Source organism: Pseudomonas sp. IPO3747 (assembly GCF_013385245.1).
GTDB classification, from domain to species: domain Bacteria; phylum Pseudomonadota; class Gammaproteobacteria; order Pseudomonadales; family Pseudomonadaceae; genus Aquipseudomonas; species Aquipseudomonas edaphica.
Genome location: NZ_JACAQL010000002.1, coordinates 879,371 through 894,728, shown reverse-complemented (window position 1 = coordinate 894,728; position 15,358 = coordinate 879,371). Strand labels below are relative to the sequence as shown.

General features: G+C 61.0%; 15 protein-coding genes. 10 read left to right on the top strand and 5 right to left on the bottom strand.

The features are described from left to right. Positions 1-7: 7 nt before the first annotated feature. A complete protein-coding gene (locus HX790_RS05440; RefSeq protein ID WP_017136291.1) occupies positions 8-1,498 on the bottom strand; it encodes a leucyl aminopeptidase in 1,491 nt (496 codons plus the stop codon). Positions 1,499-1,782: 284 nt separating this feature from the next. Here HX790_RS05440 and lptF point away from each other — a divergent pair, with 284 nt between their 5' ends. From lptF to tadA, 10 genes are all read left to right on the top strand, one after another. Beyond that, on the top strand, positions 1,783-2,901 hold the full coding sequence (gene lptF, locus HX790_RS05435) for an LPS export ABC transporter permease LptF (protein ID WP_017136292.1): 1,119 nt from the start codon (positions 1,783-1,785) through the stop codon (positions 2,899-2,901). Further along, complete coding sequence (lptG, locus tag HX790_RS05430) at positions 2,894-3,973, top strand: LPS export ABC transporter permease LptG (protein ID WP_017136293.1); 1,080 nt, start codon at positions 2,894-2,896, stop codon at positions 3,971-3,973. The genes lptF and lptG overlap by 8 nt, the downstream gene beginning before the upstream one ends. A gap of 151 nt (positions 3,974-4,124) precedes the next feature. Beyond that, entirely contained in the window at positions 4,125-5,924 is a 1,800-nt protein-coding gene (gene lepA, locus HX790_RS05425; protein ID WP_003210439.1) for a translation elongation factor 4, read from the top strand. 5 nt (positions 5,925-5,929) lie between these two features. After that, positions 5,930-6,784 carry a signal peptidase I gene (gene lepB / locus HX790_RS05420; protein ID WP_017136294.1) on the top strand — a complete coding sequence of 285 codons (855 nt, stop codon included), beginning with the start codon at positions 5,930-5,932 and terminating at the stop codon, positions 6,782-6,784. A gap of 152 nt (positions 6,785-6,936) precedes the next feature. After that, positions 6,937-7,626, top strand: coding sequence for a ribonuclease III (rnc, locus tag HX790_RS05415; RefSeq protein WP_017136295.1), 690 nt, complete (start codon positions 6,937-6,939; stop codon positions 7,624-7,626). Next, a complete protein-coding gene (gene era / locus HX790_RS05410) occupies positions 7,619-8,521 on the top strand; it encodes a GTPase Era (protein ID WP_016978271.1) in 903 nt (300 codons plus the stop codon). The genes rnc and era overlap by 8 nt, the downstream gene beginning before the upstream one ends. 194 nt (positions 8,522-8,715) lie before the next feature. Continuing rightward, on the top strand, positions 8,716-9,405 hold the full coding sequence (gene recO / locus HX790_RS05405; protein WP_017136296.1) for a DNA repair protein RecO: 690 nt from the start codon (positions 8,716-8,718) through the stop codon (positions 9,403-9,405). Positions 9,406-9,456: 51 nt separating this feature from the next. Further along, positions 9,457-10,200, top strand: coding sequence for a pyridoxine 5'-phosphate synthase (gene pdxJ, locus HX790_RS05400; RefSeq protein ID WP_017136297.1), 744 nt, complete (start codon positions 9,457-9,459; stop codon positions 10,198-10,200). 267 nt (positions 10,201-10,467) lie between these two features. After that, entirely contained in the window at positions 10,468-11,844 is a 1,377-nt protein-coding gene (locus HX790_RS05395) for a multicopper oxidase family protein (protein ID WP_026013628.1), read from the top strand. Continuing rightward, on the top strand, positions 11,844-12,341 hold the full coding sequence (tadA, locus tag HX790_RS05390; protein ID WP_017136300.1) for a tRNA adenosine(34) deaminase TadA: 498 nt from the start codon (positions 11,844-11,846) through the stop codon (positions 12,339-12,341). Before HX790_RS05395 ends, tadA begins: the two co-directional genes overlap by 1 nt. Positions 12,342-12,481: 140 nt before the next feature. Here the strand turns inward: tadA and cmoB are convergent, their stop codons facing one another. Genes cmoB through HX790_RS05370 form a run of 4 tightly spaced genes read right to left on the bottom strand, consistent with a single transcriptional unit; the run spans position 12,482 to position 15,262 of the window. Then, a complete protein-coding gene (gene cmoB / locus HX790_RS05385; RefSeq protein WP_099548484.1) occupies positions 12,482-13,438 on the bottom strand; it encodes a tRNA 5-methoxyuridine(34)/uridine 5-oxyacetic acid(34) synthase CmoB in 957 nt (318 codons plus the stop codon). Beyond that, positions 13,435-14,178 (bottom strand): carboxy-S-adenosyl-L-methionine synthase CmoA, encoded by a 744-nt coding sequence (gene cmoA, locus HX790_RS05380; RefSeq protein ID WP_017136302.1) that lies wholly within the window; start codon positions 14,176-14,178, stop codon positions 13,435-13,437. Before cmoA ends, cmoB begins: the two co-directional genes overlap by 4 nt. Positions 14,179-14,214: 36 nt before the next feature. Then, positions 14,215-14,871 (bottom strand): lysoplasmalogenase, encoded by a 657-nt coding sequence (locus HX790_RS05375; RefSeq protein WP_099548485.1) that lies wholly within the window; start codon positions 14,869-14,871, stop codon positions 14,215-14,217. A gap of 1 nt (position 14,872) precedes the next feature. Beyond that, positions 14,873-15,262 carry a protease inhibitor I42 family protein gene (locus HX790_RS05370; protein ID WP_017136304.1) on the bottom strand — a complete coding sequence of 130 codons (390 nt, stop codon included), beginning with the start codon at positions 15,260-15,262 and terminating at the stop codon, positions 14,873-14,875. Between the last annotated feature and the right edge of the window lie 96 nt (positions 15,263-15,358).

Genomic DNA, 15,358 nt, shown 5'->3' with positions numbered 1-15,358 from the left:
TTCAGTTTCAGGCTTTGGCGCGATCCAGCAGGTACTGGGTCAACAGAGGAACCGGACGGCCACTGGCGCCCTTGTCCTTGCCGCCGCTGGTCCAGGCCGTGCCGGCGATGTCCAGGTGCGCCCAGTTGAAGTTCTTGGCGAAGCGCGACAGGAAGCAGGCGGCGGTGATGGTGCCGGCTTTTGGGCCGCCGATGTTGGCGATATCGGCGAACGGGCTGTCCAGTTGTTCCTGGTACTCGTCGAACAGCGGTAGTTGCCAGGCGCGGTCGTCGGCAGCCTTGCCGGCGCTGAGCAGTTGCTCGATCAACTCGTCGTTGTTACCCAGCAGGCCCGAGGTGTGAGCGCCCAGGGCGACCACGCAGGCACCGGTCAGGGTGGCAATGTCGATCACGGCCTGTGGCTTGAAGCGTTCGGCGTAGGTGAGGGCGTCGCACAGCACCAGACGGCCTTCGGCGTCGGTGTTGAGGATCTCGACAGTCTGGCCGCTCATGGTGGTGACGATGTCACCCGGGCGTGCAGCACCACCGCTCGGCATGTTCTCGGCGCAGGCCAGGATGCACACCAGGTTGATCGGCAGCTTGAGTTCCAGCACGGCACGCAGGGTGCCGAACACGCTGGCGGCGCCGCCCATGTCGTATTTCATTTCGTCCATGCCGGCGCCCGGCTTGAGGCTGATGCCGCCGGTGTCGAAGGTGATGCCTTTGCCGACCAGCGCGTAAGGCTTCTCGGACTTCTTGCCGCCGTTGTATTGCATCACGATCAGGCGTGGCGGCTGGTCGCTGCCCTGGCCCACGGCATAGAACGAGCCCATGCCCAGTTCCTTGATCTTCTTCTCGTCCAGCACTTCAACCTTCAGGCCCTTGAACTCCTTGCCCAGCGCCTTGGCTTGTTCGCCCAGGTAGGTTGGGTGGCAGATGTTCGGCGGCAGGTTGCCCAGGTCACGGGTAAACGACATGCCGTTGGCGATGGCGGTGGCGTGGGTGACGGCGCGCTCGACTTCAGCCTGGGCGGCCTTGATGGTCAGCAGGGTGATTTTCTTGATGGCGCGCGGTTCGGCCTTCTGGCTCTTGAACTGGTCGAAGACGTAACCGCCGTCCACCAGGCTTTCGGCCAGCAGGCGGGTCTTGCCGTAGCTGTCGCGGCCTTTTACTACGATTTCATCGAGGGCCAGCGCCGCATCGGTGCCGCCCAGGCCTTTAAGAGTGGTGAGGATACCGCTGATGATCTTGCGGAACGGGCGGTCGCCCAGTTCGGCGTCCTTGCCCACGCCCACCAGCAATACACGGTCGGCTTTGAGGTTGGGCAGGCTTTGCAACAGCAGGCTTTGGCCGACTTTGCCGGCCAGGTCGCCGCGCTTGAGGACCGCGCTGATGGCGCCGCCGCTCAGTTCGTCCAGTTGCTTGGCGGCGGCGCCGAGCTTGCGCCCTTCGCCGACGGCGACCACGAGGGTGGCGGTTTTCAACGTTTCGGGGCTAACGCTTTTTACAACCAATTCCATTTTCGGGTCCCTTATTTAAGGTCTGTGAGCCTGGCGTCTGTACGCAGGCTTTGATGCTTGGCAGCTTTGTAAACCGCCCGCGACAAAGGCCGCAGTTTGAACCTCGCCAGAGCAGCCTGACAACCCTTGCAGCACGCTTTGTGCGCGCGTATGAGCAAGCACCGTGACAGGCGCGGTCAATCACAGGATAATGCGCAATCTTTTTAGCCGGCCCGTGCATGTGGGTCGACTCGGTATGCTTGCTTGTTTGGCCGCCTTAGCCTGACAACCCTGGAGTGTCTGGTTTGATCGTCTTCCGTTATCTGTCCCGCGAAGTCCTGTTGACCCTGAGTGCCGTGAGTGCGGTATTGCTGGTCATCACCATGAGTGGTCGTTTCGTCAAATTCCTCGCCCAGGCAGCCTCGGGCGCCCTGGATCCGGGCTCGTTGTTCCTGATCATGGGCTTTCGCCTGCCGGGTTTTTTGCAACTGATCCTGCCGCTTGGCCTGTTTCTCGGCATCCTGCTGGCCTATGGCCGGCTTTACCTTGAAAGTGAAATGACCGTGCTTTCGGCCACCGGCATGAGCCAGCAGCGTCTGCTGGCCATGACCATGGTGCCGGCCACCGGCGTTGCGCTGGTGGTGGCCTGGTTGAGCATGAGCCTGGCGCCCCAGGGCGCCATGCAGTTCCAGTTGCTGCTGAACAAGCAGGACGCGATGACCGAGTTCGATACCCTGGAGCCCGGGCGCTTCCAGGCGCTCAACGACGGCACGCGGGTCACCTATACCGAAACCATGACCGACGACCGCTCTAACCTTGGCGGTGTGTTCATCTCGCAGAAAAACCTCGGCCTGAACCAGAAGGACCGCGGTATTTCGATTCTGGTAGCCAACAGCGGGCGCCAGGAAATACGCCCTGACGGTAACCGCTACCTGATCCTGGAAAATGGCTACCGCTACGACGGCAGCCCTGGGCTGGCGGAATACCGGGCGGTCAAATACGACACTTATGGTGTAATGCTGGCCAAGCCTGACATCAGTGAAGAGGTCACCGACCGCGATGCACTGCCGACGCTATCGCTGATCGGTAATCCCGAGCTGCGCTCCGTTGCCGAGTTGCAATGGCGACTCTCCCTGCCGCTGCTGGTGTTCATCGTGACGTTGATGGCGGTGCCGCTGTCGCGCGTCAACCCGCGCCAGGGCCGCTTCCTCAAGCTGTTGCCGGCGATCCTTTTGTACATGGCTTACCTGACCATCCTGATTTCCGCCCGTGGCTCCCTGGAGAAGGGCAAGCTGTCGCCAACCCTGGGCCTGTGGTGGGTGCACGGGATCTTCCTGGTGATCGGCCTGGGGCTGCTCTACTGGGAACCTATCCGTTTGAAAATGAAGAGCCGTCGTGGCCTGAAGGAGTTGGCTCGTGGCTAAGCTCGACCGCTACATTGGTAGCAGCGTACTGATCGCCATCCTGGCGGTATTGGGCATCATCCTTGGCCTGGCTTGCCTGTTTGCCTTTATTGATGAAGTGGGCAACGTCACCGACACGTATACCGTCACCCACGTATTGAGCTACGTGGCGCTGACCGCACCGCGTCGCCTCTACGACATGATGCCGATGGCGGCGCTGATCGGCTGCCTGATCGGCCTGGGCAGCCTGGCCAGCAGCAGCGAATTGACCATTATGCGAGCGGCGGGCGTTTCCATCGGCCGCATCGTCTGGGCCGTCATGAAACCCATGCTGTTGCTGATGGCGTGCAGTGTGCTGATCGGCGAGTACGTAGCACCACCGACTGAAGCCACGGCCCAGGCCAATCGTGCCCTGGCCCAGGGTTCGGGGGATGCGCAGAGCGCCAAGCACGGCCTGTGGCACCGCCAGGGTGATGAGTTTATTCACATCAACGCCGTGCAACCGGGCGGTTTGCTGGTGGGTGTGACGCGTTATACGTTCGACAAAGAGCGGCATATGCTGACCTCCAGTTTCTCCAAGCGTGCGCAGTACGACGAGGGGAAATGGGAGCTGTACGATGTCACCACGACGTATTTCCGTAATGTGGGGCAGGGCATCAAGGCCTACACCGAAGTGATCAATGTGCCGTCTGAACAGTGGGACATTGCCCTGAAGCCGGAACTGCTCAATACCGTGGTCATGATCCCGGAAAGCCTGCCGATCTCCGGTTTGTGGAGTTACATCCACTATCTCAAGGATCAGGGCCTGAACAATGGCCGTTACTGGTTGGCATTTTGGGTCAAGGTGTTGCAGCCGCTGGTCACCGCCGCGTTGGTGCTGATGGCTATTTCGTTCATCTTCGGCCCGCTGCGTTCGGTAACGCTCGGCCAGCGTGTGTTTACCGGCGTGCTGGTGGGCTTTACCTTCCGCATCGCCCAGGACCTGCTTGGCCCGTCGAGCCTGGTATTCGGTTTCTCGCCGCTGTTTGCGGTGCTGGTACCGACGGCGGTCTGCGCCGTGGCCGGGTTCTGGCTGTTGCGCCGGGCCGGTTGATACCGCGCTTATGCACAAAAAATGCCCCGCTCATATGACCGGGGCATTTTTGTTCTGGTCAGCAAAGATGACGCCCGGCCCGAGCATCAGGTACAATTCCCGGCTATTTTTCAGCGGGCAATCTGCCTGCAGCCTTTTTGAGTGTTGATCCGTGAGTGATTTGAGTCATATCCGCAATTTCTCCATCATCGCCCACATTGACCATGGTAAGTCGACGCTGGCCGATCGATTCATCCAGATGTGCGGCGGCCTTGCCGAGCGTGAAATGGAAGCCCAGGTCCTGGACTCCATGGACCTCGAGCGCGAGCGCGGCATCACCATCAAGGCCCACAGCGTTACCCTGTACTACACCGCAAAAGACGGTATCAAGTACCAGCTGAACTTCATTGACACCCCTGGCCACGTTGACTTCACCTACGAAGTCAGCCGTTCGCTGGCCGCCTGTGAAGGTGCCTTGCTGGTGGTCGATGCCGGCCAGGGTGTTGAAGCCCAGTCCGTGGCCAACTGCTACACCGCGATCGAGCAGGGCCTTGAGGTCATGCCGGTACTGAACAAGATCGACCTGCCCCAGGCCGATCCTGACCGCGTTAAAGAAGAAATCGAAAAAATCATCGGCATTGACGCCACCGACGCCGTCGAGTGCAGCGCCAAGACCGGCCTGGGCGTTGACGAAGTGCTCGAGCGCCTGGTCAAGACCATTCCTGCGCCTACCGGCAACTACGAAGATCCGCTGCAAGCGTTGATCATCGACTCCTGGTTCGACAACTACCTGGGCGTTGTTTCCCTGGTACGCGTGCGCCACGGCCGTGTGAAGAAGGGCGACAAGATCCTGGTCAAATCCACCGGCAAGATCCACCTGGTGGACAGCGTCGGTGTATTCAACCCGAAACACACCGCCACCACCGACCTCAAAGCCGGTGAAGTGGGCTTCATCATCGCCGGTATCAAGGACATTCACGGTGCGCCAGTGGGTGACACCCTGACCTTGAGCTCCACCCCTGACGTCGACGTGCTGCCGGGCTTCAAACGCATCCAGCCGCAGGTTTACGCCGGCCTGTTCCCGGTCAGCTCCGACGACTTCGAAGACTTCCGCGAAGCGCTGCAGAAGCTGACCCTCAACGACTCGTCGTTGCAGTACACCCCGGAAAGCTCCGATGCCCTGGGCTTCGGCTTCCGCTGCGGTTTCCTGGGCATGCTGCACATGGAGATCATCCAGGAGCGCCTCGAGCGCGAATACGACCTGGACCTGATCACCACGGCGCCGACGGTTATTTTTGAGCTGGCGCTGAAAACCGGTGAAACGATTTACGTCGACAACCCGTCCAAGCTTCCGGATCTGTCCTCCATCGAAGACATGCGCGAGCCGATCGTGCGGGCCAATATCCTGGTTCCGCAAGAGCACTTGGGCAACGTTATTACCCTGTGTATCGAAAAACGTGGCGTGCAGCACGACATGTTGTTCCTCGGTACCCAGGTGCAAGTGACCTACGATTTGCCGATGAACGAAGTGGTTCTGGACTTCTTCGACCGTCTCAAATCCACCAGTCGCGGCTATGCTTCGCTGGATTACCATTTCGACCGTTACCAATCGGCTAATCTGGTGAAACTGGATGTGCTGATCAACGGCGACAAGGTGGATGCACTGGCGCTGATCGTGCACAAGGACAACGCGCACTACAAAGGTCGCCAGTTGACCGAAAAGATGAAAGAACTGATTCCGCGCCAGATGTTCGATGTCGCGATCCAGGCCGCCATTGGCGGGCAGATCATTGCACGGACCTCCGTCAAGGCACTCAGAAAGAACGTACTGGCCAAATGCTACGGCGGTGACGTAAGCCGTAAGCGCAAGCTGCTTGAGAAGCAAAAGGCCGGTAAGAAACGCATGAAGCAAGTGGGCAACGTGGAAATTCCACAAGAAGCCTTCCTTGCAGTGCTCAGGTTGGATAGTTAGGTCCTATGTCACTAAATTTCCCGCTGTTGCTGGTCATCGCCGTTGCCGTTTGCGGTCTCCTGGCGTTGCTCGATCTGGTGTTCTTCGCCCCGCGTCGGCGGGCGGCGATCGCCTCGTATCAGGGCAGCGTCAGCCAGCCCGATGCGGTGGCAATCGAGAAACTGAACAAAGAGCCTTTGCTGGTTGAATACGGCAAGTCGTTCTTCCCGGTGTTGTTCATCGTGCTGGTGCTGCGTTCGTTCCTGGTGGAGCCGTTTCAGATCCCTTCGGGGTCGATGAAACCTACCCTGGACGTGGGCGACTTCATCCTGGTGAACAAGTTCTCCTACGGGATCCGCCTGCCGGTGCTCGACAAGAAAGTCATCCCGGTCGGTGACCCGCAGCGCGGCGATGTGATGGTGTTTCGCTACCCAAGCGACCCGAACGTCAACTACATCAAGCGTGTCGTGGGCCTGCCGGGCGACGTGATTCGCTACACCAGCGACAAGCGCCTGTTCGTCAATGGTGAGTCGGTAGCCGAGAAGTTGATCGGCACCGAGCCGAACACCCTGGGCAGCGCTGAGCTGTATCAGGAAAAACTCGGCGCAGTAGAGCACCAGATCCGCAAGGAAATGAGCCGCTACCGCTCGCCGCCCGACACCGAATGGAAAGTGCCTGCCGGGCACTACTTCATGATGGGCGACAACCGTGACAACTCCAACGACAGCCGGTATTGGGATGACCCTAATATCCCCAAGGACCTGCTGGGCATGGTTCCCGACGAGAACATTGTCGGCAAGGCCTTTGCGGTCTGGATGAGCTGGCCGGAACCCAAGCTCAGCCACCTGCCGAACTTCTCGCGGGTCGGGCTGATCAAGTAATACAGGCGGCGCTGTGAACACAGCGCCGAATGCTTTTCTGGGGTTGGGACAATTATTGGCCCAACTCCTTGCTGTACCAATCAGGATTTGAATTTGAACACTGCGTCAATCGTCGATGGCCGCCGGTGCCACCAAACAGAAATGGGTAAACCGTGAGCGTTTCTCTAAGCCGTCTCGAGCGCCAGCTCGGCTACACCTTCAAGGACCAGGAATTGATGGTCCTTGCCCTCACACACCGCAGCTTTGCAGGGCGCAATAACGAGCGCCTGGAATTCCTCGGTGATGCCATCCTCAACTTTGCCGCCGGTGAGGCGCTGTTCGAGCGTTTCCCGCAAGCGCGCGAGGGCCAGCTGTCACGCCTGCGTGCACGCCTGGTAAAAGGCGAGACCCTGGCCGTGCTGGCCCGTGGTTTCGGCCTGGGTGAGTACCTGCGCCTGGGGTCCGGCGAGCTGAAAAGCGGTGGCTTTCGCCGCGAGTCGATCCTGGCCGATGCCCTCGAAGCGTTGATCGGTGCGATCTACCTGGATGCAGGCATGGAGACCGCCAAGGAGCGCGTAGTCGCCTGGCTGGCGTCGGAGATCGAGAGCCTGACGCTGGTCGACACCAACAAAGATCCCAAGACCCGCCTGCAGGAATACCTGCAGTCGCGTGGTTGCGAACTGCCACGCTACGAAGTGGTGGATATCCAGGGTGAACCCCATTGCCGCGTGTTCTTCGTGGAATGTGAAATCACCTTATTGAATGAAAAAAGCCGAGGTCAGGGTGTGAGCCGTCGTATTGCCGAACAGGTAGCGGCCGCTGCAGCACTGATTGCCCTGGGCGTGGAGAATGGCCATGACTGATTCAACCGCAACACGCTGTGGCTATGTTGCCATCGTCGGCCGCCCGAACGTGGGCAAGTCCACGCTGCTGAACCACATCCTCGGCCAGAAGCTGGCGATCACCTCGCGCAAGCCGCAGACCACCCGCCACAACATGCTGGGCATCAAGACCGAAGGCAATGTGCAAGCGGTCTACGTCGACACCCCAGGCATGCACAAAGGTGGCGAGAAGGCGCTGAACCGCTACATGAACAAAACCGCTTCGGCGGCGTTGAAAGACGTCGACGTGGTGATCTTCGTGGTCGACCGCACCAAGTGGACCGACGAAGACCAAATGGTTCTGGAGCGCGTGCAGTACGTCACTGGCCCGTTGATCGTCGCGCTGAACAAGACCGACCGTATCGAAGACAAGGCTGAGCTGATGCCGCACCTCAGCTGGCTGCAGGAGCAACTGCCGAACGCCCAGATCATCCCGATCTCGGCCCAGCACGGCCACAACCTCGACGCTCTGGAACGTGTGATCGCCGAGCACCTGCCGGAGAACGAGCACTTCTTCCCGGAAGACCAGATCACCGACCGCAGCAGCCGTTTCCTGGCCGCCGAACTGGTACGCGAGAAAATCATGCGCCAGATGGGCGCCGAGCTGCCGTACCAGATCACCGTCGAAATCGAAGAGTTCAAGCAGCAGGGCAAAACCCTGCATATCCACGCGTTGATCCTCGTCGAACGCGACGGCCAGAAAAAAATCATCATTGGCGACAAGGGCGAGCGCATCAAACGCATCGGCACCGAAGCGCGCAAGGATATGGAATTGCTGTTTGATTCCAAGATCATGCTTAACCTGTGGGTGAAGGTTAAAGGTGGTTGGTCCGATGATGAGCGCGCGCTGCGTTCCCTGGGCTACGGCGACCTGTAACCCTCCGCCTGATGGCGGGTGGGCTTGTTGTGGCGAGGGAGCTTGCTCCCGCTGGGCCGCGAAGCGGCCCCAACAAGGTCGGCGCGTTTTACCTGACGTAACTCTATGGCTGGTATAGGGGCTGCTTCGCAGCCCAGCGGGAGCAAGCTCCCTCGCCACAAAAGCGCTCTCCTTCTTTAGAGATTCCCCGTCTCATGTCCCAAACCCCACCCCCCAGCCAACTCGCCTACGTCCTGCACAGCCGCGCCTACCGCGAGACCAGCGCTTTGGTGGATTTCCTCACGCCCCAAGGCCGCTTGCGCGCGGTGTTGCGCAGTGCGCGGGGCAAAGCGGGTACGTTGGCACGGCCGTTTGTGGCGCTGGACGTAGAGTTTCGTGGCAAGGGCGAGCTGAAAAACGTCGGCCGCCTGGAAAGCGTCGGCACCTCGGCCTGGCTCAATGGCGAAGCGCTGTTCAGTGGCCTCTACCTCAACGAACTGTTGATCCGCCTGCTGCCCGCCGAAGACCCGCACCCCGCCGTCTTCGATCACTACGCTGCCACGCTGGTGGCCCTGGCCGAAGGTCGCCCGCTGGAGCCGCTGCTGCGCGCCTTCGAATGGCGCCTGCTCGATGACTTGGGCTACGGCTTCGAACTGAGCAACGACCTGCACGGCGACCCCATCGCCGCCGACGGTATGTACCGCCTGCAAGTCGACGCCGGCCTTGAGCGCGTATACCTGCTGCAACCGGGCCTGTTCCAGGGCACCGAGCTGTTGGCCATGAGCGAAGCGGACTGGACCGCCCCTGGTGCCTTGTCCGCCGCCAAGCGCCTGATGCGCCAGGCGCTGGCCGTGCATTTGGGCGGGCGCCCGCTGGTCAGTCGCGAGTTGTTTCGAAAGCCCTGACAAGCCCGTGTATGCTGTGCAGCGTTTCTTTCCCTTTTCAGGAGCGCTTCCGTGACCACCAGCAATCGCATTCTTCTTGGCGTCAACATCGACCACGTCGCCACCCTGCGCCAGGCCCGGGGCACCCGTTACCCCGACCCGGTCAAGGCCGCGCTGGACGCCGAAGAAGCGGGCGCCGACGGCATCACCGTGCACCTGCGCGAAGACCGCCGCCACATCCAGGAGCGCGATGTACTGGTGCTCAAGGACGTGCTGCAAACCCGCATGAACTTCGAGATGGGCGTCACCGAAGAAATGATGGCGTTCGCCGAGCGCATCCGCCCGGCGCATATCTGCCTGGTGCCGGAAACCCGCCAGGAACTCACCACCGAAGGCGGCCTCGACGTGGCCGGCCAGGAAGCACGGATCAAGGCGGCGGTGGAGCGCCTGTCGAAGATCGGCAGCGAAGTGTCACTGTTCATCGACGCCGACGAGCGCCAGATCGAAGCGTCGCGTCGCGTCGGCGCGCCGGCGATCGAACTGCACACTGGCCGTTACGCCGATGCCACCACGCCCACCGAAGTGGCTGAGGAACTGCAGCGCATCATCGACGGCGTCAAGTGCGGCCTCAACGAAGGCCTGATCGTCAACGCCGGCCATGGCTTGCACTACCACAACGTCGAAGCCGTGGCCGCGATCAAGGGCATCAACGAGCTGAACATCGGCCATGCGCTGGTGGCGCATGCGCTGTTCGTCGGTTTCAAAGGCGCGGTTGCCGAAATGAAAGCCCTGATTCTGGCGGCTGCCAAGCACTGATCAGACACTGGAAATCTCCTGTGGAGCGGGCTTGTGTGGGAGCTGGCTTGCCTGCGATAGCATCACCTCGGTAAAACTGAAAAACCGAGGCGCCTGTATCGCGGGCAAGCCCGGCTCCCACACAAACCAGCTCCCACAGGAAATCTTCAGAGTCTTCATCGGCGTTTTCGCCATGCGGCAATGCGAAGCCTTACTGTTTAGCCGATGCAGGTGTATCGTATCTGCCCTTTGCGGGCCTCTGGCCTGCGGCAGATACGTGAGGTTGTTGTGTCCCGATCCTTTTCCCGTCGACAAATCCTGGGTGGCCTGGCAGGCCTAGCCGTCGTGGGCGTCGGTGCCGGTGGCGCCTATCGCTACTGGCTGGGGAAAGTCGCCGAGGCCAACGCGGGCCACGATTACGAGCTGATTGCCGCACCGTTGGACGTGGAACTGGTGCCCGGCCACAAGACCGAAGCCTGGGCGTTCGGCCCCTCGGCGCCAGGCACCGAGTTGCGTGTGCGCCAAGGCGAGTGGCTGCGGGTACGTTTTATCAACCACCTGCCGGTCGCCACCACCATTCACTGGCACGGCATCCGCCTGCCGCTGGAAATGGACGGCGTGCCCTACGTCTCGCAACTGCCGGTACTGCCCGGTGAATATTTCGACTACAAATTCCGCGTGCCCGATGCCGGCAGCTACTGGTATCACCCCCATGTGAACAGCAGCGAAGAACTTGGCCGTGGCCTGGTCGGCCCGCTGATTGTCGAAGAGCGCGAGCCCACCGGTTTCAAACACGAATGCACCTTGAGCCTGAAAAGCTGGCACGTGGACGAAGAGGGCGCCTTTGTCGCCTTCAGCGTGCCCCGTGAAGCGGCGCGTGGTGGCACGGCCGGGCGGCTGTCGACCATCAATGGCGTGCCCCAGGCGGTGATCGATCTGCCTGCCGGGCAGATCACCCGCGTGCGCTTGCTCAACCTCGACAACACCCTGACGTACCGCCTCAACATCCCCGACGTTGAAGCGCAGATCTACGCACTGGATGGCAACCCCATCGAGCCGCGCCCGTTGGGCAAGGAATACTGGCTGGGCCCGGGCATGCGCATTTGCCTGGCGATCAAGGCGCCACCGGCGGGTCAAGAGCTGTCGATCCGTAACGGCCCGGTGCGTCTCGGCACTTTCCGTTCAGTCGCCAATACCGACGCGCCGAGCGAATGGCCGCCAGCACTGCCCGCCAACCCGATTGCCGAGCCGGACCTGGCCAATGCCGAGAAACTCAACTTCAATTTCGAGTGGGTCGGCAGCGTGTCGGTGGATGACGGCAAACCGCCGAGCCTGTGGCAGATCAACGGCAAGGCCTGGGACATCACCGACAAGACCTGCGCCGACCGCCCGATTGCCAGGCTTGAGAAGGGCAAGAGCTATATTTTTGAATTGAAGAACATGACCCAGTACCAGCACCCGATTCACCTGCACGGCATGAGCTTCAAGGTGATCGCCTCGAACCGCCACAAGGTGATTCCGTATTTCACCGACACCTACCTGCTGGGCAAGAACGAGCGTGCGCGCGTGGCGTTGGTGGCCGATAACCCAGGCGTGTGGATGTTTCACTGCCACGTGATCGACCATATGGAAACCGGCCTGATGGCCGCCATCGAGGTGGCGTGATGCGCCAGATTCGCCCCGCAGCGATTATCGACCGCAGCCGCGACCAGCACTTCATGCGCGAAGCCCTGGCCCTTGCCGCCCAGGGCGCGGCACTTGGCGAAGTGCCCGTGGGCGCGGTGCTGGTGCAAGGCGGTGAAATCATCGGCCGTGGCTTTAACTGCCCGATCAGCGGCAACGACCCCAGCGCCCATGCCGAGATGGTCGCCATTCGCGCCGCTGCGCAGGCGATCAGCAACTACCGGCTGGTGGGCAGCACGCTGTACGTGACGCTGGAGCCGTGCAGCATGTGCGCTGGTTTGATTGTGCATTCGCGTATCGCGCGGGTGGTGTACGGCGCGCTGGAGCCCAAGGCCGGGATTGTGCAAAGCCAGGGGCAGTTTTTTACCCAGGGCTTTCTCAACCATCGGGTGCTGTATGAAGGCGGGGTGTTGGCCGAGGAATGCGGCACGGTACTGAGTGAATTCTTCAAGGCCCGCAGAGCCAAGCCCACACTCTAAAGAACACCGAGGAGCCAATGTGGGAGCTGGCTTGCCTGCGATAGCGGTGCATCAGTCACTGATGAGTTGTCGGGCTGGCCGCTATCGCAGGCAAGCCAGCTCCCACATTTTGATCCCCATTTAGTCAGGGAAATCAGTGTTTATTTCTTGGCGATAATCACCGCCCGCATCGGCGCGGGCAGCCCTTCGATGGTCTTGCTGTGATCATCTGGGTCAAGGAAATCACTCAGCGACTGATACTTCATCCACTCGGTGCCGCGTTGTTCTTCAACCGTGGTCACGCTCACATCCACACAACGCACTTCACTGAAACCCGCGCGGCGCAGCCACAGCATCAGTGCCGGCACCGACGGCAGGAACCACACGTTGCGCATCTGTGCGTAGCGGTCTTCCGGCACCAGCACTTGCTGCTGATCGCCGTCCACTACCAGGGTTTCCAGCACCAACTCGCCACCTTTGACCAGTGTGTCCTTGAGTGCCAGCAGATGCTCGATCGGCGAGCGACGGTGATAGAACACGCCCATGGAAAACACCGTATCGAAGCCTTCCAGGTTCGACGGCAGGTCCTCAAACGGGAACGGCAAGTGCCAGGCCTTTGGCTCGGACAAGTAGCGCTGCACCGCCTGGAACTGGCAGAAAAACAGCCAGTTCGGGTCTACGCCAATGACGCTGTCGGCCCCCGCGCCGAGCATGCGCCACATGTAATAGCCGTTGCCGCAGCCCACATCGAGGATGCGCTTGCCCTTCAAATCCAGGTGCGGCGCCACCCGCGACCATTTCCAGTCCGAACGCCATTCGGTGTCCACGTGCACGCCGAACAGGTTGAACGGGCCTTTGCGCCACGGGCTCAGGCCCATCAGGGCGGTGTGCATTTGTGCGCGGGTGGCGTCGTCGCAATCGGTATCAAGCGTCAGGCCATTGAGCAAATCGACTTCGCTGGGCTGGATCTGCGGCAGTGCGTCCAGCGCACTTTGCCAGCGCTCCAGGTCGCCATGGCCCTTTTCCATTTTGCTGTCGAGCTGCGCTTGCAGGCCCTGGGCCCATACGGCCAGAGGAGTACCGACCAAGTGGCGGGCGAGGGGGGACAAATCAATCATGGCAAGGCAATCAACGAGGCAAAGTTAAGACACTGGAACCACGGCACGACTTTCGAGAACCCGGCCGCCAGCAGGCGTTCGCGGTGTTCTTCGAGGCTGTCGGGTTTCATGACGTTTTCGATGGCGCTGCGCTTCTGGGCAATTTCCAGTTCGCTGTAGCCGTTGGCGCGTTTGAACGCGATATGCAGGTCGGTGAGCAGCGCGTGTTCTTCGGGATCGTTGAAACGCAGCTTTTCCGAAAGGATCAGCGCCCCGCCTGGCAGCAGCGACTGGCGGATACGCCCGAGTAACGCCAGGCGTTGGTCAGGCGCGATAAATTGCAGGGTGAAGTTCAACGCCACCACCGAAGCAGGCTTAAATTGCAGCGCGAGAATGTCGCCCTCAATCACCTCAACCGGCAGCAACTCCTGGAACATCGAGTCCTGACCGTTGAGGTATTCGCGGCAGCGCTCGACCATGGCGGCGGAGTTATCCACTGCAATCACCCGGCAGCCGTCGGTGCGCACGTGGCGACGCAAAGCTTGGGTCACAGCGCCTAGGGACGAACCGAGGTCGTAAAGCACGCTGCCCGGCTGGGCAAATTGCGCCGCAAGCACGCCGAGGTTCTCGACGATGGTCGGGTAACCCGGCACCGAGCGCTTGATCATGTCCGGGAACACCCGCACCACGTCCTCGTTAAAGGCGAAGTCCGGCACCTGGGGCAGGGGCTGGGCGAATAGGCGATCGGGTTCTTTGCTCACGGTTGTTCCGGCGACGAGGGGGGAAAGGCCGGCATTTTAGCCAAGTTGGCCCTCATGTGCGCGGGTTGTCTGATGGAAAGCCGAAGCGGTAATACCCCACTGACCCAGCCAATAGGTGGTGATCAGCAAATACGGTGCCGCATCGAAGGCCAACACAAACCGGTTGATGCCGATCAGCGTGTCGGAAAACACAAACGACACCGCCCCCGCTGCCGCAAGCCATGCCGAGCGTTTGGGCACTTCACTGCCCAGCCGTGCGAGCGCACGCCAAAGCATGGCACTGATCACCAGGGCGTAAACCACCACTGGAATCAGCAAGTCGCCGAGGCCGTGGGAAATCAAAATACTCAGCAGGATTGCCCCCACACCCAGCGCCAATACCAATGGCAACACCGCCAGGCGGCGGCAATCGCTGAAATAGGCTTTCAGATACGCCAGGTGCGCAAACAGGAACGCGCCGAGGCCAAAGATAAACAGGTCGCCCGGCCAAGCGAGCAGCACATCACCGACCAGGGAAAAAATCAGCCCCAGGCTGATCCAGCGTCGATAGTCAGTGGGCGGCGCATCATGCAGCCAGCCCAGCAGTGCCAGCACCGGCAGTGGTTTGACCAGCAGGCACAACAAGGTGGCGTGGGTGGTCAGGCCGTAGATAAAGGTGCCGGCGCCCATCAGCGCAAGGATCAGCCATGGCATATCAGTTCACCGTAATGGCGCAGTCGAAGGTTTCGGCCGGTTCGGCTTCCGGCTCCCAGGGTTGCTGGGATGTCAGGCGCAAACGGCCCTGGCCGGCCGCGAAGGCCTGGAAGCGCCAGGTGGAGTGGCCACCGCCGCCGATCACACCGGATTCCGCGCTGCTGTAGACCTCCGGGCTCAAGGCACGCAGCACACCGCCCGCGGAATCCTGGATGGCCCAGCGGTAGCCGGTGGTGGGGTTGCTCGGCAGGGTGAGGATCAGGTTTTGTCCGGTTTTAAGCTGCAGCGGGCAGGCGCTCTGGTTGTCCACTGTGACGTTTTGCTTGGGGGCACTGGCGCATCCGGCCAGCAGGGCAAGGCTCAAGGGGAGAAGCAGGCGGGCAGCGGTCATGGAGGCTCCGTTGTGTGGCGACGAAGGGCGAGCATAACCGAAGATGAGACAAGGTGTGACAAGCAGACAGTGACAGAAACCTTTGTGGCGAGGGAG

Bases quoted from the DNA above. Each gene is read 5' to 3' on its own strand.
- HX790_RS05440 (WP_017136291.1), bottom strand. From the start codon at position 1,498: ATGGAATTGGTTGTAAAAAGCGTTAGCCCCGAAACGTTGAAAACCGCC.
- lepB (WP_017136294.1), top strand. From the start codon at position 5,930: ATGTCACTAAATTTCCCGCTGTTGCTGGTCATCGCCGTTGCCGTTTGC.
- era (WP_016978271.1), top strand. From the start codon at position 7,619: ATGACTGATTCAACCGCAACACGCTGTGGCTATGTTGCCATCGTCGGC.
- recO (WP_017136296.1), top strand. From the start codon at position 8,716: ATGTCCCAAACCCCACCCCCCAGCCAACTCGCCTACGTCCTGCACAGC.
- tadA (WP_017136300.1), top strand. From the start codon at position 11,844: ATGCGCCAGATTCGCCCCGCAGCGATTATCGACCGCAGCCGCGACCAG.
- cmoB (WP_099548484.1), bottom strand. From the start codon at position 13,438: ATGATTGATTTGTCCCCCCTCGCCCGCCACTTGGTCGGTACTCCTCTG.
- HX790_RS05375 (WP_099548485.1), bottom strand. From the start codon at position 14,871: ATGCCATGGCTGATCCTTGCGCTGATGGGCGCCGGCACCTTTATCTAC.
- HX790_RS05370 (WP_017136304.1), bottom strand. From the start codon at position 15,262: ATGACCGCTGCCCGCCTGCTTCTCCCCTTGAGCCTTGCCCTGCTGGCC.